The following is a 20,837-nucleotide window of genomic DNA, read 5'->3' on the forward strand; positions in this document are numbered from 1 at the left end:
GTCGCCAATGCTGAGCGCAGCCGTGATCGACACCTCCACCGAGGCCGGTCGGACCGCACCCGTGCCGGACAGGCCGACCGTCACAAGCATGGCATGGTACCCGATCATTTCCCGGCACGACCAGACCCACGCCGAGTGCCGGTATGGAAGAGAACCTGACCGCCATGGAGCGATCAGGTCCAAATTCTGACGATGTCATGCTCCCCGATGTGCCATCAGGGAAGCGATCAATGCGTCGGGCGCCTTGAAACGTCCTCGCCGGAGTGACGGCGGTAACACAGCCTCGACTGCTTCGAGTTTTTCGGATGGATCTATCCGCAGATAAACCTCGGTCGTTCGGATATCCGCATGCCCCAGCCAGAGCGCAACCTTGCGAATATCCCGCGTGGCCTGAAGCATGGTCACCGCGCAGCTATGCCGCAAGAGATGAGGTGTAATCACGCGATCTGATAAAGTGGGACATTGACTTGCGGCTGAAGCCGCATGTTTTTCCAGGATATATTCGAAGCCTGCGCGCGTCATCGTCCGGCCTTGTGCGTTGGTAAATAATTCCGGTGTTGGTGCCGTGCCTCTGACAGCGAGCCATGCCCGGATATCACGCGCGGTATCCTTCCAGAGTGGCAGACAGCGTTCACGTCGTCCCTTGCCCAAAACCGTGACGCTGGGTGCGGGATGCAGGACGACGTCTTCAAGGCGGACACCAACCAGTTCAGAAACACGTAATCCCGCTGCGAAGCAAAGATGCAGCATGGCCCGATCCCGTATTCCTGCGCGGGTCTTGAGATCGGGAGCATCGAGAACGGCACGTATTTCGATCAGAGTCAGATGTTGAACGAGCTTCTGCTCGTGCCGTTTGCTTGGGATCGCCCTGATCTGGGCAACCTGTTCCAGCGCTCTGGGATATTTCAATTCGACATAGCGCATAAAGGTCTTGATCGCCGCGAGCCGCAGATTCCGCGTGGAAACACTGTTGCCGCGCTCCCGTTCGATATTGGTGAGGAATGCTATGACCATGTCGGCATCGATCTGTTCGAGCATGATCTGGGATGGCTGCACACGTAATCTCGCAGAGACAAAAGCAAAGAGCAGCATGAAACTATGGGCATAGGCATCGCAACTATGCGGGCTGAATCCACGCTGATTGGGCAGATAGTCACGCAGAAAACCGACGATAAGAGGTGCAATCGGGGTCATGACAGCCTCTCCCCGATCAGGTATTCGGCCATTCCCGCGATATCCCTCATCAATTCGGGTGTCGCCTGTAGATACCAATAGGTATATCGGATATGTGCGTGCCCGAGATATGTCGACAGTGCGATAAAATCGCGAGCGACATCCTCCCGCCGGGCTGAGCATTGTTCGAGCACCCGTGTCGCGAAGGTATGTCGGAGATCATGGATGCGGGGGCGACGGGTGCGCCCCTGACCGATACCTGCTTTGCGCAGGATGACATGGAATGCTGCATACAAGGTTCCCACGCCCATCGGCTTTCCACCAACGGACAGAAACATATGATCGTCCTCCCCTGAGAACTGCTCACGGATAGCAAGGTAGTCGCGCAATGCGGCAGCGACGCTCGGATGCATCGGAACAAGTCGGCTTTTATTGAATTTCGTCTGACGGATATGCAGCACGTCGCCCAATAACAGATCACACAACCGAAGATTCAGCGCCTCGGAGACCCGCAGACCGGTCGACGCAAGCAATCCGATCAGCATCACGTATATGTGCTGCCTGAGCGGACTGGGCTTCTGCCGACGCAAATTACCTGCCGCAGCAAGCATGCGGGCAATCTCGTCCCGGGAATAGATATAAGGCGTCGGTCTCGATACCGGGCAATAGAATATGTGGTGGTCAGGAACTTCATGAAGAGGATCTTCCGCGCGCAGAAAACGTGCAAAATGCGCAAGCTCCTGAAGTTTTCGATATCGGGCGCGTTGGGTTGACGAAGTAGAAGACGACCAGTCCAGCGCGCTCTCGATACGAATATGGGTATCGGCGCGTTCCGCCGCATAGCGGGCAAATGCCTCGAGATGACGGGCTGTTTTTTCAAGTTTGAACCCCTGTGAGCGGCGCAGGGTTATATAGCGGTTCACGTCGTCAATCAGCATGGTGCCCTCCCACCCCAGGGCTGGGCAATGACAGAGAGAAGGGTCTGGTCGACCTTGGCATAATGGGCTGTTATCGCTGTATCGCGATGACGGAGCACTGAGCCGACATCAGCCAGGCTCACCCCATGACGCAACATGGCTGTTGCCGCCGAATGACGCAGAATATGTGCGCCGCGATGCGGGCTATCTATGCCGGCCCGCGTCAAGGCACGATTGACCAGACATTTTACGACGATCCGGTTAATCTCATGGACCGGAGCGACCACCGTGACGAACAACGCGTGTGTTGGCAGCGGCGGTCTTTGACGCGTCACATAGGCAATGATGGCGTCGCCTATTTCCTGAGTCAGGGGCAGCAGTTCAAGTCGGCGGCCTTTCCCATGGATCCGGATATGACCCTGACTCCAGTCGAGATCGTCAAACGTCAGGCGCGCGACCTCGCTGGCACGCAACCCGAGACGGGCCAGCAGCAGGATGATGGCCCGATCCCGGAGATACTGTTCGCCATCGCACGCATCGATAATGCGCCCAATCTCCGTGTCCGGAAGAAATCGCGGGATGGAGGTCAACTGCCAGTTTGCTGATCGGGGCAGTGCATGCACCAATCCCGACGGACAACGCCTTGTCGCAACCAAAAAACGCAGAAATGACCGTGTTGAAACAATGATGCCCTTTACTCGACACTGTGAGACATTCTGTCCCCGTTCCAGGACGAAGGCACGGATGGTGGCTGCCGTATAAGTGGTCGGATCTTCACCCATGTAGGCAACAAAAAGACGAATGACGTGAAGGTAAAAACCGAGCGTTGTCTCTGCCAGACCATGCTGTTCCAATGCCCAATGTCTGAATTCCACGAGGAGAGCAGGTTCGGCAGGAGCAGGCAAAGAATCCAGCACTTTGCATGTTTCCAAATAGATAATGAATAATTTGGCACATCCCACGACATCCTGACGGAGATCGCCGGGAAATCGCGCTCGATATCCCGACGCGATCAGCGTAGATGAAGCCATGTATGCTTGGCGAATGGTCGCGAGCGTATAATCTGCCGCGCGTGCCCAATGCGTCCAGCATGCCAGCAGCCGCTCCAATTCTATAACGGTCAAAGGTGTGTATTGCTTCTCGCGAAGCCACTGAAGAAAACCCTCGACATGATTTGCTGCAAGTCCAGCTGCCAGTCGTGCTTTAACCGAATTCTGGCGGATATAATTACCCGTTGGCATGATGCCTCCTCCTGTTGGGTGGAAGCAGAATTATGACCATGGGATCTATCGATCAGGACGACCGAAATGGCGTGCCGCGATATGATCGGGGACCATGTCATGCTTGTGACGATCGGCCTGTCCGGCACGGGTGCGGCCCGACCGGCCTCGATGGAGGTGTCGATCACGGCTGCGCTCAGCATCGGCAGCACCTGGTCGATCGTCCGTCACACCGGCATCGAACGGTCTGACCCCGCATCGGCGCTCACGTCGTGATCAGGTGACTGGTTTCCATCGTGCCGCACCTGCCCTGTCGTGACGTCTGAGCAGGGGACGGCCTGTCTGTTGCCACGGTTCAATGCGTCCGGCGACCGTCGTGCGGCATCGGATCCCCGGATGTCTGTTGCTCCCACCCCAAACGGCCTCTCTCAAAGGCGTGTCTGGCACCATGCCGGCTTTGCTCCCGCAACGGCTTGGCCAGGCTTTTTCCCCTGCGCTGACGCGCATTCCTCGCGAGGCAAAAACCCTGGCTGACGCCGTCCTCCGCTGCGCTGCGGCCCTGCGGGTGCGGGCCAGCCGTCCCGTTGCCTGCAGACCGCCATCGAGGCCGCATGGGGCGGCGTCGATACACTGACAGGAGATACGACAATGGCACAGATCGGCACCTTTACCCGCACCGAAGACGGCATCTTCAACGGCACGATCCGCACCCTCAACATCAACGTCAAGGCGACCATCCGGCCCGTAACCCGGGAGCATGACCGGGCTCCCGACTACCGGGTCGCCGCCAACGGGGTTGAACTCGGGGCCGGGTGGAGCCGGACCGCCAAGGACAGCGGTGCCGAATATCTCTCGCTCAAGCTCGATGACCCCTCCTTTAACGGACCGGTCTACGCGAGCCTCGTGCAGGGCGATAACGGCGAGCACAAGCTCATCTGGTCGCGCTGACCACCTCCCGGCGCCTCGCCCAACGCGGGGCGCCGGTCTCTCACCACCCCGATATTATGCGGAGCAGAAACCAGCCCAAACCCGCAGAAAACCGCCATCCCGGATCACCCGCTCCGCATAATCACGGACTCCACATAATCGACCTTATGCGGAGCGCCGCATAAGGTCGAGATCGGGGCGGCCTGGTCCCGGCGCTCCAACGAGGGGCGCGACTATCTGAGCCTCAAGCTCGACGATCCGAGCTTCAACGCCCCGATCTTCGCCAATCTCTTCGATGACGAGGACGGCGAGGGTTACAGCCTGATCTGGTCCCGCCCCAATGGTCGCCGCAACGGCGACTGAAGTGCCCGCGATCCCCGCCCGGCCGGTCCGGGCGGGGCCTTCGCATGACCGGTTGGAAACCAGCGGGCGTGCGCAGCAGTCGCGCTCCTCTCGATCTGCCGGGGTGCGGGCAAGAAAGGGGAACAGGGCTTCCCTCAGTCTTCCCATTATACCATGCCCGGCGTGAACCGCCTCAAGGACGCGCGGTCCCCCCAATTTTGCCCGGCGCACCCTACGGGCACACCGGACAAAATCGGCTCCCCCGGGCGCCGCTGGCGCGGTCGCCTGCGGCGATCCCTGACCCGGCTCCCGCGTGCATGAGGCGGAGTCCTGTCTTCGAGAAACGAAAGGAGCAGGACGATGACCACGCTACACGACCATATCCAGATGCTGCGCGCCGAACTGACCAGCTTTTACCTGAGCCACGGGGAGCGCCGACGGATCGAACGAGAACTGAAGCTGGCATGCGCGCAATTCGCGGCGGACCGATACGACGAGACCCCCCCCGCATAGAGCGGGGGGCTTTTCGTATGGTCGCCCGTGCCATCGGATATCCAGGCGCCGATTCCACTTTGCCATCCTCCTGAAAGAACGTTGTTGAATCTCTCTAACACGACTATTATAGTCGTATTACTGGTGTGCATGCCCCGCGTGTCGGATGTGATCATGGATGATCACTGGCCGACAGGTAAGGGCGGCACGGGCACTCCTGAACTGGACACAGGAGATGCTCGCTGAAAAAGCCCTCGTAGCACTGACCGCGCTCAAGCGCCTTGAATCCGAACGCGGTCTCGGCGTTCATGAGGGCACGACCGACCAGGTTCGCCGCGCGCTGGAAGCGGCGGGCATCCTGTTCATCGAGTCCGGACAAGGGCGTGGCGTCATGTTTCTTAACGAGACTTCCGGCATCGAAACGCGGCAGGCTAGGGTGCGTCGCGTTCGTTCTCCGACCTGATCGACTCCATCATGCAGAAGCCCCCGCTCGACCCGTCTGTCGCCGACAGCGCTCCGGAAGCGTCCTGTCTCACCGGCTACGACGAACAGCATCTGATTACCTATCTCCGCCTGCTGGATGCCGAGGCCGACGGCGCCGACTGGCGCGAGGTCGCCCGCATCGTGCTCCACCGCGACCCGGTGGTTGACCCCGAGGGCGTCCACCGCTGCTGGCACAGTCATCTGGCGCGGGCGCACTGGATGACCGAGCATGGCTACCAGCATCTGCTGCGCGGCGGCGCGCCCCACTGACACCCTGAATCGTTGCGTGACCTGCAAGACCTGTTGCAGGTGCGGGGCGTAGCGGGCAACGGGACGGTCTGGCATACTCTCGCGAGCAAGTACTTGCCCTGTTCCCACCCGTTACGCATCGGAGACGACGCCATGAGCCGCGCCAACTGGCGGTCGGCGGGCGCGTACGAGGGCCTGCGGTCGCTCGACGCTCCTGCCTTTGCCTTGCAGTTTGTCAGTCGCAATCGGGACTTTATCCGTGATCGTGCCGCCCTTCAGCGCGCCGCGCTCCGGGCCGCGCTGTCCACGTCAGACGCCGAAGCCTTCGCCCGGCGCTGGGGGTTGCGATTTCGAGAGTGTCCGCACGGCCCTCAATCCGCGTACCGCCCGCTGGACTGTTGCGGTATCGCCGGCCGTGATTGCGGTTGTCCGCCTGCCGACAGCACTGGCTGACGCGGCGTATCATCCGGTCTCCCTCGCTCGGGCAGAACTGCCGCCTGATATGGCGGGAGAAGTGCTGGTCGAGCAGGGGGAGATGATCCTGCGGCTGTACGTCTTGCCGCCTGACGGGGCTCAGCTCGGCGTGCTCCTGCCGCTCGACGCGCTGTTCGAGGTGCGTGTCCAGGCCGCCCTGCGGCTCTGGCGCGTGCTGATGGATCGGCGTCCCGGTCGTGATCCGGCCTGCCTGTCATCCGATCGCATCCGCAGGCTGATCCTGGCGCTCCGGACGCTCGATGGCCTGGACGACGGGGTGTCGCAGCGCGAGATCGCCGGCGTCCTGTTCGGTCGGGAGGTTTCCGCAGGGGACTGGCTCTCCCATGATCTGCATTTCCGCATGAAACGGCTGGTGCGTTTTGCGCGGGGACTGACTGACGGAGGATATCGGCGCCTGCTACTGCACCCGTTTCGGGGACGATAGTGGATGATGAATGTCTTGTAGGGCCGGAAGAACAGAACAAGGAGGCTGATAGTATCCATGGCCTCACTGCTGGCCGCTCCGGTGCTTTGTGTCGAGGAAAACCGAAAATGGTCCGCTATTGGAGACGCGTGACGGTTCGTTGAAAAGAAGAAGTGAGGCTTCAGATACATAAGGAGAAAATAGTCCATTCCTGAACATTATACGTCAAAAGATAACGTTGACACGAGCCATCGCATGTTTGCATCGGGAATGTTTCTGCAGGGGCAGTTATTTTGTAATCGAATACCGCAACCCAGATATGGAAAACCTGCCCGGAAAAATTGGCCTGACGGCGAATTTTTCCGGACATTTATTCGAAGTTTATCAGGTGGTCAGGAGCTTTTCACTGGTCAACCGCATGACGATGCCATGCCGGAGCGCATGCAAGCCCTCGATTTCAACTTCAATGTCGCGAGCCTTGAGTTTGGATACGATCTTCTCAATCATAGCCACCGAGGTCACGTCCCAGAAATGGGCGTTGTTCAGCCTGATGACGACCCGGCGCGCATTGGTCCTGAAGTCGATCTGATCGTGAAGAAGGTCAGACGAAGCAAAGAAAACCTGTCCCTCAACCTCGTAGATATCCGTACCCTCTTCTCTGATCTTTTTGACGTGCATCAAATGCGTCATAGACCAGGCAAAGAACACACCACTGAGCAGAACACCGACGAGCACACCTAGAGCCAGATCCGAGGATGCGACAGTCACGGCAACGGTTACGACCATGACGAGGCTTGAGAGCTTTGGAAAACGCGCAAGATCACGCAGGGATGACCACGAGAATGTGCTGATTGAGACCATGCACATAATGGCGACAAGGGCAGCCATTGGAATGCGGGCGACATAAGTATGCAGCATGACCATCAGAAACAGCAGGAAAGCGCCGGCAGTAAAGGTCGACAGACGTCCTTGGCCGCCGTACCGAAGATTGCCGACTGTCTGCCCTACCATACCGCACCCGGCGATGCCGCCGAACAGTCCTACAAACACATTCGAGACACCAAGACCTACGCATTCCATTCTGGGATCACCGTGCGTGTCGGTCTCATCATCCACGACACCTGCTGTCATTAGAGATTCAAGGAGGCCCACAGATGCCATCGCAAGGGCATAGGGAAACACAATTTTCAGTGTGGCCAGATTGAATGGTACGTGGGGGATCGTAAAAGCAGGAAGGCCTGTCGGCAGCGTGCCCAGATCAGAGACAGTGTGCACCGGCATTGGATACCACATCGTGATGCCTGTCAGAACTACGATACAGATCAGGGGCGACGGTATCAGGGTTGATATCCGTGGCATGAGATAGATGATGGCAAGCCCAAGGGCAATCAGTGCATACGTGTGCCACGTCACATGAAGCATTTGTGGTAACTGTGCCGAAAAGATCAGGATCGCGAGAGCATTCACAAAGCCGGTGCGGACCTCAGCCGATACGAAGCGCATAATGACCTGAAAGCCAAGCGCACCGAAAATGATCTGTAGTCCGCCAGCCAGTAATGTCGCGACGAGAAGGTATTGAAGCCCGTAGCTATGCACGAGGGCCGCGGCTACGAGGGCCACGGAACCCGCCGCCCCTGAGATCATTCCCGGGCGGCCACCGGTGATGGAAATGGCGACGCTAATGACAAATGACGCGAAAAGGGAGACGGCGGGAGAGACGCCGGCAACGTAGGAGAAAGCAATGACCTCGGGAATGAGGGCGAAGGTGCCGACCATTCCGGCCAGCACTTCGCGCAGCGGGTTATAAGCCCACTGCGACCGATAAGTCGCAAAGTTCATGGCGTTTTTTCGAAACCTCTCTAGGTAGTAAGCACGCTCAATAAGGTTTCGTCGTATTGTGGCCCGACGCGGCAATGGTGCTTGCAGGGTAGTCAGGTCGTGAGGTCGATGCAACCCGAGAAGACAGACCAGCCAACACAACGTTGACTGCTGCAATGGCGTGATCGTCTTGTGAGGACCGACATCCCAACGTCCCAGAACGTATGGACTGTAGACCGCTGCCCCACTGTTGAACCCGGCTTTCTTTCTCTGTTGGCTGAACCGGACGGCGACACGATGCAGTAAGCGGTCCAGGCCCCATGTCCTTGGCTACTGGGTCATGGGGCCCGGCATGGGCTAAGTTCGCAATTTGCTGAGAGCAGACCATATGGCATGGGTTATGGTTCAGAAACTGGCAGACTGGCTCGTGTCATCGCAGCATGATGTCCGCTTACCGAAACCTTCAGCAGAACTTTGTATGATTGGGACGAGGGCGAAAGCCGAAATCCAGTTGGTTCGGTCGCCCGGTTCGAGGCGGCCGCGTCGCCATCTCCCGCCAGTCAAGGACCGATCTCGCCCCCCGATGAGATCGGTCCTAGTCCCGGAAGACCTCGCTCCGCCACGCTGATCCCTGCTGGCCGCATCTGTCCCGCGGCCCCAGCCAGCGACCACGGAGCCACCTCATGTCCGCCAATTACAGCGATCTGCCGCCGCGCTATCTGCGCACGCCCGACGCCTCGCGCTTCGTCGGACTATCTATTCGCACACTGGAGAAACACCGGATCTACGGCACCGGACCGCGCTACTCGAAGCTCGGTGGCCGCGTGGTCTATCGGGTGGATGAGTTGCAGGCCTGGGTCGAGAGTGGTGCCCGCGCCCATACCTCGGACACCACTGCCGGCGTCGTGCCGGCGGCCGCGCGGCAAAGTCCGCTGATTCCGCCGACATCACGCGGGAGCCGTCGCTGATGCCTCCGCCCGGCAGGGCGCGCTCCGAGCGCGAGCAACTGGAACTCTTCCACGCTATCGCGGGAGATTTCGCTCCTCGTGACGCACAGGATCTGATGGCGTTTCCGTTCTTCAGCCTCGCCAAATCCCCCCGCATGGTCCCGATCGATTACCGGACCCCGGACGTCACCATCCGGGTCGAGGCGTCTGCCGAACATGGCATGGCCACGATCTGGGATGCTGACGTGCTGATCTGGGCCGCCAGCCATCTCGTTGCCGCGCGTGACGCCGGTCGGCGCACGTCGCGGCTGATGGTGGCCAGCCCGCGCGAGATCCTGACCTTCATCGGTCGGGGCGACAGCGCGCGGGACTATGAGCGGCTGGAAGCGGCCTTCGACCGGCTGCAATCCACCACGATCAAGACGTCGCTGCGGCAGACTGAATTGCCCCGGGTTTTGTGGAGACGTTTTTATCTGAACTACGCAGCTAATGCATGTGATTTCTGTTGTGCATAAAAGCGTGCCTCAGCTTCTGCTGGGGGGATGTTTCCAATGGAGGACAGGATCCGTCGATTGTTGAACCAGTCGACCCATTTAAGTGTTGCCAGTTCAACCGCTTCCCTGTTTTTCCATGGCCCCTGCCGATAGATGAGTTCGGTTTTGTAAAGCCCGTTAATGGTCTCCGCCAGGGCGTTATCATAGGAATCTCCGACACTGCCGACAGAGGCGACCAGTCCGGCTTCAGCCAGTCTTTGCGTGTAGCGAATGGACACATATTGACAGCCGCGGTCGGAATGGTGGGTCACTTTTCCCTCAGGCCGCCTCTGGCACAGAGCCTGCTCGAGAGCATCCAGTACGAAGTCGGTATGGGCAGTGGACGAGACGCGCCAGCCCACAATAACCCGTGCGAATACATCAATGATGAAGGCCACATAAACAAAGCCCTGCCATGTGGAAACGTAAGTAAAATCCGAAACCCAGAGCCTGTTGGGGGCTGGGGCATGAAACTGGCGCTGCACCAGATCCCGTGGACAGGGCCGTGCCGGATCGGGCCGTGTGGTTCTGATCCCCTTGCCACGAATGACGCCTTTCAGTCCCATCCGGCGCATCAGCCGCTCTACCGTGCAGCGGGCGACATCCAGACCTTCACGTCTGAGCTGATGCCAGACTTTGCGCGCTCCATAGACACAGAAATTATCGGTCCAGACCCTGCGGATTTCATGATACAGTTCTTTGTCTTTCTGGCTGCGCACACAGGGATTTTTCTGTCTCGCCCGATAAGCATAATAGACAGATGGTGCAATCGACAGAACCCTGCAGATTGACCCGACACCATATGTCTGCCGATGCTCCTCAATGAAGCGTGTCATGGCCTGAACCGGCGGTCGAGTTCCGCCTGGGCAAAATATGCCGACGCCTTGCGCAGGATTTCATTGGCCTGCCGCAGTTCGCGGTTCTCTCGCTCCAGTTGCCTGATCTTCTCTCGATCTGGCAGTTCACTCACCGCAGGCGCATTGGCACGTTCATGCAGACGGGTCCATTTTGACAGCGTGTCAGGATGAATATCCAGCTTTGGCGCTATCATCATCACCGCGGACCAGCGTGATGGATGGTTCTTCTCTTCCTCCAGAACCATGCGGGCTGCACGCTCGCGAAATTCAGGCGGAAAACGCTTCGATTTGTTGCTCATGAATTCTTCTTACCTTACGGGTCGTTCTGTCTCCACAAAACCCGGGGCAATTCAACGCGCCTTGGTTGGTTCTTCACCACGTATTTCGCAATACTCGGTGTTGGCACGTCAGTGGCGATTCATCCGGCGCCCCGGCTGATCTGGAATGCCACCGCCAGTACACCGGTCGGATTGTATCGCCTGCAATCGGTAAGCACCCTGCATGTCGACGACCTGATCGCGATCCGACCACCGGCCGACATTGCCACGATGCTGGCGCACGGCGGCTATCTGCCCCTCGGTGTGCCGCTGCTCAAGCCGGTTGCCGCACTGCCGGGGCAATTGGTCTGCCGGATCGGTACTGCTGTTTCGGTCGACGGCAAGGCGCTTGGCGAGGCACTCGCCTACGATCATCGCGGTCGTCCGCTGCCGATCTGGCAAGGCTGTCGGCACGTCCTGCCCGGCCAGATTTTCGTCATGAACGCAGCAGTCCCGACCAGTCTTGACGGTCGCTATTTCGGCATCCTGCCGGTCGCTGCGGTGCTCGGCCGCGCGCAGCCGCTGTGGCTCGTGCCGTCACCGATGTCTCCCACCCCCAAGCAGAAACGAGGCTGACATGGCCCAGATCGGAACTTTTACACGCACGGCTGACGGCTTCGCCGGTCGGCTGCGCACGCTCGCCCTCGACGTCGAACTAACGATCGTGCCGGCGACATCGTCGGACGCCGAGCATGCGCCCGATTATCGCGTCCATCTCGGTGACGCCGATGCCGGACCAGAGGTCGGCGCGGCCTGGAAACGCACCGGCGAGAAGGCGGGCACCTATCTCTCGCTGGTTCTCGACGACCCCATGCTGGCGCAGCCGATCCGCGCCAATCTGTTCCAGTCCGATCGTCAGGGGCGTGCCTTCCATCTGGTCTGGAGCCGCCCGGTGAAGCGTGATGACCGGCGGTAAGGCGGCGCTCCGTCTGCTCGGTGTCGTGCTTCCGGCCGTCGTTTCATTGACGGTGCCGACGCATAATGCGGTTGCCGATCCCTACGCCGACATGATCGCGGAAGCCGCCACGCGCGCGCAGATTCCGGCCTCATGGATTGCTGCCGTGCTGCACGCGGAGAGCAGGGGCGATGCGCATGCCGTGTCGTCGGCGGGTGCGATGGGGCTCATGCAGGTGATGCCCGGAACATGGGCCAGCCTGCGTACGTCGCTCGGCCTCGGCGACGATCCGTTCGACCCGCGTGACAACATTCTGGCTGGTGCGACCTATCTGCGCTGGATGCGGGATCGCTATGGCGAAGCCGGATTTCTGGCTGCTTATAATGCCGGTCCCGCGCGCTATGACGAGCATCTCGCAACCGGCCGACCACTGCCTGCCGAGACGCGGGATTACGTTGCATCGGTCAGCGCGCGGCTGGCTCTTCCGCCTGCCGATGACATCGTGATCGGTGCTTCGGAGACACCGTCCTGGCAGAGATCTTCACTCTTTCCGGCGTCATTCCTGCGCACAGGAAATGCCCCTCGGCATGGCGAGAGCGCGCATGATCCGGTGCATGCCGATGACGCTCGCCCGACAGACTGGACGGCACTCGCACCGCAGTCGGTCGGGCTGTTCATCGCCTCAGGGCATGGGGAAGCACGTCGATGACCCCCGTTCCGGTCCATCGGGCGTTGGCGGGCCATGGGTGCCTTTGGGAGGGGGCGCTGGGGGGAGGCTGGCAACGGAGGGAAGGACGGCAAGGTAAAAGCAGCGCCCGTTCGGGTCTGCATGTGGTTGGTTTGATTGGGGAATTTGTCCACTCACCACGAACCACCTGCGGCTGTCCACCCGATTTTCCCCATGTTTTCAATGCTTCGGGAGCCGTCAGGGGCAAAGCGGAGCGGAGAGCGGGCCATGCCGACACGCGATGACAGTCTGAATGTCCGGCCCGGACGCATCCGGCACGGCAATCAGGGCGCACGACCGAAATCCTTCGTCGGCGAGGTCATGCGGGCCGCGAAGAGAGCCGGTCATACCGGCACCCGCTTCGGAGCGAAGGGCAACGGCGGAGGTGGTTCCCGCTTCGGGCGGGGCCGACGCGCGGCGCTGTCCATGAGGATGCGGAGCAATGGCCGCCGTGTCGTGGTCAAGGCGCGTGTCGTTCGCCAGCAGGGCACACGCTTCCGCTCGGCACCGCTCGCCCGGCACATCGCTTATCTCAGACGAGAGGGCGTGACCCGCGACGGCGCCAAGGCTCATCTGTTCGATGCTGGCTCCGACGAAGCGGACAGCAAAGCGTTCGCGGAACGCGGCAAAGACGACCGTCATCATTTCCGCTTCATCGTCTCCCCCGAGGATGCCGCGAAGATGGAAGATCTGCGAGGCTTCGCGCGCGAGCTGATGCAGGACATGGAGCGCGACCTGGGCACAAAGCTGGACTGGGTCGGGGTGGATCACTGGAACACCGACAACCCGCACGTCCATATCCTAGTGCGCGGCATCGCCGACGACGGCAAGGATCTGGTGATCAGCCGTGCCTATATCAGCCAGGGGCTGCGCGACCGTGCGGCAGAACGGGTGACGCTGGAGCTTGGCCCGCGCAGCGAGCAGGAAATCCGCACCGCCCTGGAGACCGAGATCGGCGCCGACCGCTGGACCAGCCTCGATCGCGCGTTGCAGGACATCAGCGACGAGCGCGGCGGCATCGTCGATCTGCGGCCGGGCGCGGGTGCTGAAGATCCGGAATTGCGGCGCCTGCTGGTCGGAAGGGCGACCAAGCTGGAAGGGCTCGGCATGGCCGAGCGCGTCGGCGTGGCGCGCTGGACCCTCAAGCCGGGGCTGGAGGCCACGCTGCGCGATCTTTCGATCCGGGGTGACATCATCAAGACCATGCACCGCGCCATGTCCGGCGGCGGGACGGAGCCCGACATCGCGGGCTTCGCGATCCACGGTGAGAAGCTGGCCGATCCCGTCATTGGTCGGCTGGTGGAGCGCGGGCTGGATGACGAACTGAAGGGCTCGGGCTACGTGGTGATCGCCGGGACTGACGGGCGGACGCACCATGTCCGCTTCCCCGATCTGGATCTGACCGGCGATGCAAGGACCGGTGCGATCGTCGAGACCCGGAGCTGGGAGGACGCGAAGGGCATGCAGCGCCTGTCGCTGGCAACGCGCTCGGACTTCGCGCTGGCCGAGCAGGTGACAGCGCCGGGTGCGACCTGGCTCGATCGGCAGCTGCTCGCCAAAGACCCGGCCTTGGCCAATGCGGGGTTCGGCGCGGAGGTCCGCGAGGCGATGGCACGACGGATCGACCATCTGGCATCCGAGGGGCTGGCCCGGCGGCAGGGCGAGCGCGTTACGTTCGTGCCCGACCTGATCGGCACCCTGCGTAGCCGCGATATCGATCAGGCGGCGGCCAGATTGGCGGCGCAGACCGGGTTGGAGCACCGGCCCGCGAAGGACGGCGAGATCGTCTCGGGAGTCTATCGCCAGAGGGTAGTCCTGTCCTCGGGGCGGTTCGCGATGGTTGATGACGGCTTGGGCTTCCAGCTCGTGCCGTGGCGTCCGGCGCTGGAGCAGAAGCTCGGACGGCAGGTTTCCGGCACCCTGTCGCCGGGTGGATCGGTGGACTGGAATTTGGGGCGGAAGCGCGGGCTCGGGATTTGATAGCGGGCTAACGTGAAATCGGAATCTGAGCCGCCTCTATAGTGGAAGAGACTTGACACCACTGGAACGATTAATAGGAATCTCGAACAGAGCAGCACCCGAAATGCGAGAGATGAGTTGTTCCAGATCAGGCCAGCGCCATATCAGCACTGAGGCCGTCTGATGAAGCGGGGTCTTTTGGTATGCGGGAGCAAAGACAAATCCACGCAAATTAGCCCGTCGGAAGGCTTCTCGCTCTGGTTTGTTCTTATAGATCCGGCCGTCCCCGGTCATCACGATCCAAACGTCTGAGGATTCGCCCAACATCGATATCCATTCCAGATCGCTCGCGTGACGTCCACAGGGGAGATCCGCAATATGATCGACCGAATGGCCGAGGTGCTGGACGAAGCCGTTCAGCGTTCGCGCCAGAACCGGCGACGTGCAGTTGTCGAAGAAGACTCTCACGCCGCCAGAGCGGAAGCCGCGAGTTGCTTCTGGAATGCAACTGCCCGCTTGACGGCGCGTACAGGGACATCCCAAACGCGGGCCGCATGTTCAACGGAACCTTCGGCAATCGCGGCGTTTGCAAGCTGTTCTGCCGGCACAGAAGTTTCGTGCTCGATCGGCTTGCCGAAGGAACGGTGAGGATCGATCAAGACGCCAGCTTTTTGACCCTGTGGCCACCAAAGGTTGGGGAGCTTGTCGGTAAATTCGATATCACGAAGGCTTTCTCGAACAATACGCGCGAACGCATATTGGTTGCGGAAGAGATCGAGGCATTGAGGCTCGATCTCTGGGTCTTCGTTCGCGATCTGAAGGAACACGGACCGACCATCGGTTTTGAGCCATTCAGTCGAAAGGGGACGTTCCCCGACAATCGACTGGGCGATCTCGATTGCCCGACGAACCCGTTGCGGGCTCAGGCCAGCCTCAATAAACTCGGACGCGACGCGCGCTTCCAGCATGTCGCGGAAACCAAGGTAAACCTTATCGTCGCCCAGATCCACTTGGGGGTGCCAAAGAGGTTGGTAGCGGCGTTCACCGATCTGATATCCATGTAACCAGCGCCGCAGTTTCCCTGGCCGCACCCCGATCAGGAGACCAGCTTCAGCAGGCGTATAAAGCCCGATTCCCAGCAGTGTTTGTGTTGCCTGATTCACGTCAGTCACTTTCTCTCCTTTGCGGAGTATGCGCGGAAAACGGCTTCCTGTCACCGGCCTTGGACGTATGGGCTACGACCGCCGGGCCATATCGTGCGCCCGAGGTGAGCGAAATCGTATCTTCGATAATTTAATTCTCTATGGGCGAATAATATTCTTGACGGGACGGCGCGATCCAGCTTATCTGAGTTTGTCAGCAACTGAGGGGTATCTGTCATTATTGGGGTCGCTTGCGACCCGTGGGGAGCGGAAGCTCCCTCCCATCCGTCAGCGTCAGTCGGCGCAGACGGGGGCGCGGCCCGGAGGAAGCCGCGCCCTGTAGGATAATCGGGCTTAAAGCGTTGTCACCCGCGCAATCCGTCTCGGCGGGCCGCCACAATTCCGTGGCGGTGATGGAGAGCAAGCCGATGAGTGATCGGTCAGGTGTTGACAGGCAGCGTGGGGTTTCTAAGCGGGCACAGTCGAAAGTGACATTTTGGCGCTTTTTCTGTAATCCGCTCGTGTTGAAGGCGGTCATCGCAGTGGCTCAGATGATACCCGAGCTTCTGCGGTTCGTTGAGAGGCAGTGAGACCCAAGGCCCGATAATCCAACCTTTAGTCTCTAATCAATCAGGAGGAAGGCAATGATAGGAGACGCTCTGCGCATGATCCGAGTCTTCCATGATCTTTCGCAAAAAGATGCGGCGGAGAAACTTGAAATCGCGCCGTCGTTCCTTTCTGAAATCGAGAAGGGAAAGAAAAAACCAACGCTTGATTTGCTAAAACGCTATGCAAACGAGTTTAAGATGCCCGTCTCCTCGATTATGTTTTTCTCAGAGGAGATGGCTAATGCCTCGAGGTCAGAAAAACTTAGGTTAACTGTTTCTTCCAAGGTGCTCTCACTGTTGCAGATGGTCGCAGCTCGGGCGGGCAAGGACGCTGCCTGATGCCCCGTATGTCGCCGAAGAGGCACCCGCTCAATCAATCAAGGCTGTTTCGGATTCGCTCCCGGCGCCGATTGGCTGATGTGCTTGGCATAACGCCGCCGCTTCTCGAATCGGTTTTGGCGGTGGAACGCCCATATAGCGAACGTTCTGTGGAAACGGGTAGTGGTGAAAAGGTAAAAGTGCGAGAAATTCAGGAGCCGCGTGGCGCGCTGCGGCCGATTCATGAGCGGGTGGCCACGCTACTTTCTCGAATTGATCCCCCTGATTTTCTGTTTTGTCCGGTAAAACGCCGCTGTTATGTCTCCAATGCCGCTCATCACGTTGGCTCCAGGCACGTATCAACTCTTGATATAAAGACCTATTTCCCAGCTACGCCTGAACACCGAGTTTTTTGGTTTTTCAATCATGTTCTCCAGTGCGAAAGAGATGTGGCATCCATTCTTGGGCGATTGCTTACAGTGAATGGTCATCTTGCGACAGGAAGCCCCGTCAGCCCAATTCTGTCATTCTTTGCATTCTATGACATGTGGAACAGCATTGCTCGTGTAGTCGTCGAGAACGGCTGCAAGCTGTCTGTTTACATAGATGATATTACTATTTCAGGGGGCGTGGTACCAAACTGGTTGCTTTGGGAAGTTAAAAGGCAGATTCACTCGCGCGGGCTAATTTACCATAAAGAACATAGATATTATCAAGGAGTTTCTGAGATAACGGGGGTTATTGTTCAGAACGGTGGTCTAAGCCTGCCAAATAGGCAGCATCAAAAAGCCTATTTATTGCAAAAAGAATTGCGAAGACAGGCAGATGTAGAGGCGAGGGGCGTCCTTGAACGAAGGATTAAAGGTATGTCTGCACAAAGAAAGCAGATAGAAGGCATGATTATCTAAAAATTGTAACGACAACACTGAAATGTCGGGGCGCAACGTTCGGCACGCGACCGTTTTGCCGCCGCGTGGCCTTCCGCACCGTCGGAATAGACATGGGCATGGTAGCTGCCGGTGGGCGCTATCGGGCGGGTGGTGTCGATTCATGTTCATTCCCTGCGAATAGACCGTCCGTTTATTATCCGCTCCCGTCCGGCGGCCCGAGGCGCTTTAATTAGGCCTTGAGTATCGGGAAATCGAGCCGTTTCGTCGATTCCTATCATGAACCAGACCAAGATTCTCTGGGGTTCGGTGTTCGCTGTCGGCACCGTGATCCTCGCCTTCACCTGGGCCGCGACGCAATGGACCGCGTGGCGGCTCGGCTTCCAGCCGCAGCTTGGTGGTCCGTGGTTCACGTTGCTCGGCTGGCCGGTCTATTACCCGCCGGAGTTCTTCTGGTGGTGGTTCGCCTACGACGCCTATGCTCCGGACATCTTCGCCACCAGCGGTTATATCGCGGCGGCGGGCGGGATCGCCGCCGTCATCGTGGCGATCACGATGGCGGTGTGGCGTGCCCGCGAAAAGAAACGCGCCACCACCTATGGTTCGGCACACTGGGCCGACTCGCGCGAGATGCGTCGTGCCGGGCTGCTCGTGCCCGATGGCGTGGTGCTGGGCCGCTCGGCCGATGCCTATCTCCGTCATGACGGGCCGGAGCATGTGCTGTGTTTTGCGCCGACCCGTTCGGGCAAAGGTGTCGGGCTGGTGGTGCCGACGCTGCTGACCTGGCCGGGCGCGGCCATCGTCCACGACATCAAGGGCGAGAACTGGACGCTGACCGCCGGCTGGCGCTCCCGCTTCGGCCGGGTGCTGCTGTTCGATCCGACCAACCTTGCCAGCGCCGCCTATAACCCGCTGCTGGAGGTCCGGCGCGGCGAGCGGGAGGTCCGCGACGTGCAGAACATCGCCGATGTGCTGGTCGATCCCGAGGGGGCGCTGGAAAAGCGCAACCATTGGGAAAAGACCAGTCACGCCCTGCTGGTCGGCACCATTCTGCATGTCCTCTACGCCGAGGAGGACAAGACCCTGGCCGGGGTGGCCAATTTCCTGTCCGACCCAAAGCGCGCGATCGAGACCACGCTGCGTGCCATGATGACCACGCCGCATCTTGGCAAAAAGGGCGTCCATCCCGTGGTTGCCAGTTCCGCGCGGGAACTGCTGAACAAGAGCGACAACGAGCGCTCCGGCGTGCTCTCCACCGCCATGTCGTTTCTGGGCCTCTATCGCGATCCGGTCGTGGCACATGTGACCCGGCGCTGCGACTGGCGCATCCGTGATCTCGTCGCCGGCAGCCATCCGGCCACACTCTATTTGGTGGTTCCGCCTTCGGATATCAGCCGCACCAAGCCGCTGGTAAGGCTGGTGCTGAACCAGATCGGCCGTCGGCTGACCGAGGAACTGGAGGCGAAGCGGCGTCATCGGTTGCTGCTGATGCTCGATGAGTTCCCGGCGCTGGGACGGCTGGATTTCTTCGAGAGTGCGTTGGCCTTCATGGCGGGCTACGGCATCAAGAGTTTCCTGATCGGCCAGAGCCTGAACCAGATCGAGAAAGCGTATGGCCAGAACAACTCGATCCTCGACAACTGCCATGTCCGGGTCAGCTTCGCGACCAACGACGAACGGACCGCCAAACGGGTTTCCGATGCGCTCGGCACCGCGACCGAGATCCGGGATGCGAAAAACTATGCCGGGCATCGGCTGTCGCCGTGGCTCGGGCATCTGATGGTGACGCGCCATGAAACCGCGCGGCCGTTGCTGACGCCGGGCGAGATCATGCAGCTTCCTCCTGACGAGGAACTGGTGCTGGTCTCCGGCTGTTCTCCGATCCGGGCGAACAAGGCGCGGTATTTCGAGGATGCCGAACTGGCCGCGCGCATCCTTCCGCCGCCCCGGTTCGAGCCGCCGCCGTCCCCGGCGGGAACGCCGCCCATAGAGCCGCAGCCGTCAGGGGACTGGGCCGACGTGGTGCAACCGGCGACGCCAGACAGCGGGGACGACGACCTAGCCAATAGCGGTATCCGCCGCGAGCCGGAGTTGCCGGAACAGGAGGAGGTGGCACCGGAGCCGAGAAAGCCGGTGCATGAGTTCGAGCCGCCGGAGGATGAGCCTGAAGATGACAGGACACGGGCGCAGACCTTGCGGCGCGGGGCGCGTGCCTACGCGCGGCAGGTCTCGCTCGATCCCGGCGACCGGATGGGGCTATGACCGCGATACGGATCAAGCACACTGTCCGGCTACCCGCCGATCTCAGCGCGCGGCTGGCCGACTACGCCGCCCGCAAGAAGGTGCCGCAAGCGCTGATCGTGGAGACGGCGCTGACGTCATTTCTGTCGCCGGACGGGCCGGAGCGACTTGAGGCCGCGCTGGCCCGGCGGCTGGACCGGATGACGCGGCAGTTGGAACGTATGGAGCGACGTGTGACGATCGCCAATGAATCGCTGGCCGTGTTCGTGAAGTTCTGGCTCACCAGCACGCCGCCATTGCCCGACGCTGCTCTGGCTGCGGCGCAGAGCAAGGGGCGGGAGCGGTATGACGGCTTTGTCGAGGCTGTCGGCCGCAGGCTCGCGCGCGGGACGACGCTGGATGACGAGGTCAGGCTGGATATTCCGGCGGACGGTGATGGCCAGGATCTCTGACGCTCTGATCGGGACAGTCTGGTTCCCATTCCGGAGGCGCCATCTCGAAGCCGGAGAACGTAAAGCCCGGAGCAACCATACAGGCAACGAGTACCCATGCCGCGTCAGTGTCGGCAGCCTGCCATTCTCCGGGTTCGACGCCGGCCTGAAGAACCTCACCATTGGCGAGATCCTGCCCGAGACAGCGTGTTGTCACCTCTCCGCGGGACCATGTGTGCAGGCATAATGTGCCGCCAGCCTGATGCAGCCAGATCTCGGTCGCGTCGATTCTATGCCAGTGCGAGCGCTGACCGCGCTCCAGAAGGTAGTAGATGAGCGACGCATGTCCGCGCTCGTCGGCGTCGGCGGCCCGATCCCGCCAGGTCTCGCGATACCAGCCGCCTTCCGGATGGGGAACGAGTCCAAGCCTGTCTATCATGTCCTGCGCGATCATGT

The 20,837-nt window shown here is 60.3% G+C and carries 24 protein-coding genes, 3 pseudogenes and 1 other annotated feature; of the genes and pseudogenes, 18 read left to right on the plus strand and 9 right to left on the minus strand.

Annotation, left to right across the window (positions count from 1 at the left end):
• Positions 1-195 precede the first annotated feature (195 nt).
• Genes LKE90_RS11710 through LKE90_RS11720 form a run of 3 tightly spaced genes read right to left on the minus strand, consistent with a single transcriptional unit; the run spans position 196 to position 3,331 of the window.
• Positions 196-1,194 carry a tyrosine-type recombinase/integrase gene (locus LKE90_RS11710; RefSeq protein ID WP_291501472.1) on the minus strand — a complete coding sequence of 333 codons (999 nt, stop codon included), beginning with the start codon at positions 1,192-1,194 and terminating at the stop codon, positions 196-198.
• The gene (locus tag LKE90_RS11715; protein ID WP_291501473.1) at positions 1,191-2,111 is read right to left on the minus strand and encodes a tyrosine-type recombinase/integrase; all 921 of its coding nucleotides are present in this window, start codon (positions 2,109-2,111) and stop codon (positions 1,191-1,193) included. Before LKE90_RS11715 ends, LKE90_RS11710 begins: the two co-directional genes overlap by 4 nt.
• The gene (locus LKE90_RS11720; RefSeq protein WP_291501474.1) at positions 2,105-3,331 is read right to left on the minus strand and encodes a tyrosine-type recombinase/integrase; all 1,227 of its coding nucleotides are present in this window, start codon (positions 3,329-3,331) and stop codon (positions 2,105-2,107) included. Before LKE90_RS11720 ends, LKE90_RS11715 begins: the two co-directional genes overlap by 7 nt.
• A 66-nt stretch (positions 3,332-3,397) precedes the next feature.
• On the opposite strand from LKE90_RS11720, the gene LKE90_RS11725 reads away from it, so the two are divergent.
• The 8 genes and pseudogenes from LKE90_RS11725 to LKE90_RS11760 all read left to right on the plus strand — a co-directional run bounded on the left by LKE90_RS11725 (position 3,398) and on the right by LKE90_RS11760 (position 6,722).
• Positions 3,398-3,586, plus strand: coding sequence for a hypothetical protein (locus LKE90_RS11725; protein WP_291501475.1), 189 nt, complete (start codon positions 3,398-3,400; stop codon positions 3,584-3,586).
• A gap of 372 nt (positions 3,587-3,958) precedes the next feature.
• Entirely contained in the window at positions 3,959-4,258 is a 300-nt protein-coding gene (locus tag LKE90_RS11730) for a DUF736 domain-containing protein (protein ID WP_029329699.1), read from the plus strand.
• Positions 4,259-4,420: 162 nt separating this feature from the next.
• A pseudogene (locus tag LKE90_RS11735) lies at positions 4,421-4,600 on the plus strand (DUF736 domain-containing protein); the annotation flags it as partial.
• 339 nt (positions 4,601-4,939) lie between these two features.
• Complete coding sequence (locus LKE90_RS11740) at positions 4,940-5,092, plus strand: hypothetical protein (RefSeq protein WP_170213666.1); 153 nt, start codon at positions 4,940-4,942, stop codon at positions 5,090-5,092.
• Positions 5,093-5,249: 157 nt separating this feature from the next.
• Complete coding sequence (locus tag LKE90_RS11745) at positions 5,250-5,534, plus strand: XRE family transcriptional regulator (protein ID WP_026200050.1); 285 nt, start codon at positions 5,250-5,252, stop codon at positions 5,532-5,534.
• 11 nt (positions 5,535-5,545) lie between these two features.
• Positions 5,546-5,824: a DNA -binding domain-containing protein gene (locus LKE90_RS11750; RefSeq protein ID WP_010669065.1), complete on the plus strand. Its 279-nt coding sequence runs from the start codon at positions 5,546-5,548 to the stop codon at positions 5,822-5,824.
• Between the two features lie 132 nt (positions 5,825-5,956).
• Positions 5,957-6,097 (plus strand): annotated as a pseudogene (locus LKE90_RS11755) (transcriptional regulator domain-containing protein); the annotation flags it as partial.
• On the plus strand, positions 6,063-6,722 hold the full coding sequence (locus LKE90_RS11760; RefSeq protein ID WP_261766023.1) for a DUF2285 domain-containing protein: 660 nt from the start codon (positions 6,063-6,065) through the stop codon (positions 6,720-6,722). The pseudogene LKE90_RS11755 and the gene LKE90_RS11760, both read left to right, overlap by 35 nt.
• 363 nt (positions 6,723-7,085) lie before the next feature.
• On the opposite strand, the gene LKE90_RS11765 is transcribed toward LKE90_RS11760, so the two are convergent.
• Positions 7,086-8,540, minus strand: a complete 1,455-nt coding sequence (locus tag LKE90_RS11765; RefSeq protein ID WP_003618757.1) for a SulP family inorganic anion transporter — start codon at positions 8,538-8,540, stop codon at positions 7,086-7,088.
• A 662-nt stretch (positions 8,541-9,202) separates the two neighbouring features.
• On the opposite strand from LKE90_RS11765, the gene LKE90_RS11770 reads away from it, so the two are divergent.
• Together LKE90_RS11770 and LKE90_RS11775 are read left to right on the plus strand one after the other, a co-directional pair.
• Positions 9,203-9,487 carry a helix-turn-helix transcriptional regulator gene (locus tag LKE90_RS11770; RefSeq protein WP_003618758.1) on the plus strand — a complete coding sequence of 95 codons (285 nt, stop codon included), beginning with the start codon at positions 9,203-9,205 and terminating at the stop codon, positions 9,485-9,487.
• A pseudogene (locus LKE90_RS11775) lies at positions 9,487-9,927 on the plus strand (replication initiator protein A); the annotation flags it as partial. The gene LKE90_RS11770 and the pseudogene LKE90_RS11775, both read left to right, overlap by 1 nt.
• Before the next feature lie 17 nt (positions 9,928-9,944).
• Here LKE90_RS11775 and LKE90_RS11780 read toward each other — a convergent pair.
• Positions 9,945-11,155 (minus strand): IS3 family transposase gene (locus tag LKE90_RS11780; protein WP_291501409.1). Its coding sequence is split into 2 segments (ribosomal slippage): positions 9,945-10,870 and positions 10,870-11,155, totalling 1,212 coding nucleotides; the frame shifts between segments, so codons are not numbered across the junction.
• Positions 10,761-10,877: a sequence feature (AL1L pseudoknot), on the minus strand. (Overlaps the previous gene by 117 nt.)
• A 90-nt stretch (positions 11,156-11,245) precedes the next feature.
• Between LKE90_RS11780 and LKE90_RS11785 the strand changes: the two genes are divergently transcribed.
• The 3 genes from LKE90_RS11785 to LKE90_RS11795 are packed head-to-tail and all read left to right on the plus strand — an operon-like array spanning position 11,246 to position 12,777.
• Complete coding sequence (locus LKE90_RS11785; RefSeq protein ID WP_408737096.1) at positions 11,246-11,749, plus strand: S26 family signal peptidase; 504 nt, start codon at positions 11,246-11,248, stop codon at positions 11,747-11,749.
• Between the two features lies 1 nt (position 11,750).
• Positions 11,751-12,089 carry a DUF736 domain-containing protein gene (locus LKE90_RS11790; RefSeq protein ID WP_003618772.1) on the plus strand — a complete coding sequence of 113 codons (339 nt, stop codon included), beginning with the start codon at positions 11,751-11,753 and terminating at the stop codon, positions 12,087-12,089.
• On the plus strand, positions 12,076-12,777 hold the full coding sequence (locus tag LKE90_RS11795; protein WP_003618774.1) for a lytic transglycosylase domain-containing protein: 702 nt from the start codon (positions 12,076-12,078) through the stop codon (positions 12,775-12,777). The genes LKE90_RS11790 and LKE90_RS11795 overlap by 14 nt, the downstream gene beginning before the upstream one ends.
• Before the next feature lie 216 nt (positions 12,778-12,993).
• Here the strand turns inward: LKE90_RS11795 and LKE90_RS11800 are convergent, their stop codons facing one another.
• Positions 12,994-13,368 carry a hypothetical protein gene (locus LKE90_RS11800; protein WP_291501476.1) on the minus strand — a complete coding sequence of 125 codons (375 nt, stop codon included), beginning with the start codon at positions 13,366-13,368 and terminating at the stop codon, positions 12,994-12,996.
• Here LKE90_RS11800 and LKE90_RS11805 point away from each other — a divergent pair.
• Complete coding sequence (locus LKE90_RS11805) at positions 13,342-14,775, plus strand: relaxase/mobilization nuclease domain-containing protein (RefSeq protein ID WP_291501477.1); 1,434 nt, start codon at positions 13,342-13,344, stop codon at positions 14,773-14,775. The two genes, LKE90_RS11800 and LKE90_RS11805, sit on opposite strands and share 27 nt — an antisense overlap.
• 36 nt (positions 14,776-14,811) lie before the next feature.
• On the opposite strand, the gene LKE90_RS16520 is transcribed toward LKE90_RS11805, so the two are convergent.
• Complete coding sequence (locus tag LKE90_RS16520) at positions 14,812-15,222, minus strand: hypothetical protein (protein ID WP_367117430.1); 411 nt, start codon at positions 15,220-15,222, stop codon at positions 14,812-14,814.
• Positions 15,219-15,926, minus strand: a complete 708-nt coding sequence (locus LKE90_RS11810) for a hypothetical protein (RefSeq protein ID WP_291501478.1) — start codon at positions 15,924-15,926, stop codon at positions 15,219-15,221. The genes LKE90_RS16520 and LKE90_RS11810 overlap by 4 nt, the downstream gene beginning before the upstream one ends.
• A 614-nt stretch (positions 15,927-16,540) precedes the next feature.
• Between LKE90_RS11810 and LKE90_RS11815 the strand changes: the two genes are divergently transcribed.
• From LKE90_RS11815 to LKE90_RS11830, 4 genes are all read left to right on the plus strand, one after another.
• A complete protein-coding gene (locus LKE90_RS11815) occupies positions 16,541-16,843 on the plus strand; it encodes a helix-turn-helix transcriptional regulator (RefSeq protein WP_291501479.1) in 303 nt (100 codons plus the stop codon).
• A gap of 71 nt (positions 16,844-16,914) precedes the next feature.
• On the plus strand, positions 16,915-17,730 hold the full coding sequence (locus LKE90_RS11820; RefSeq protein WP_291501480.1) for a reverse transcriptase family protein: 816 nt from the start codon (positions 16,915-16,917) through the stop codon (positions 17,728-17,730).
• 258 nt (positions 17,731-17,988) lie between these two features.
• Positions 17,989-19,971 (plus strand): conjugal transfer protein TraG, encoded by a 1,983-nt coding sequence (locus LKE90_RS11825; protein WP_291501481.1) that lies wholly within the window; start codon positions 17,989-17,991, stop codon positions 19,969-19,971.
• Positions 19,968-20,402 carry a CopG family transcriptional regulator gene (locus LKE90_RS11830; RefSeq protein WP_291501482.1) on the plus strand — a complete coding sequence of 145 codons (435 nt, stop codon included), beginning with the start codon at positions 19,968-19,970 and terminating at the stop codon, positions 20,400-20,402. The genes LKE90_RS11825 and LKE90_RS11830 overlap by 4 nt, the downstream gene beginning before the upstream one ends.
• On the opposite strand, the gene LKE90_RS11835 is transcribed toward LKE90_RS11830, so the two are convergent.
• On the minus strand, positions 20,359-20,835 hold the full coding sequence (locus LKE90_RS11835) for a cupin domain-containing protein (protein WP_291501483.1): 477 nt from the start codon (positions 20,833-20,835) through the stop codon (positions 20,359-20,361). The genes LKE90_RS11830 and LKE90_RS11835 overlap by 44 nt on opposite strands.
• Positions 20,836-20,837 lie beyond the last annotated feature (2 nt).

Origin of the sequence: Acetobacter sp. (genome assembly GCF_022483985.1) — a bacterium.
Lineage (GTDB): Bacteria > Pseudomonadota > Alphaproteobacteria > Acetobacterales > Acetobacteraceae > Acetobacter.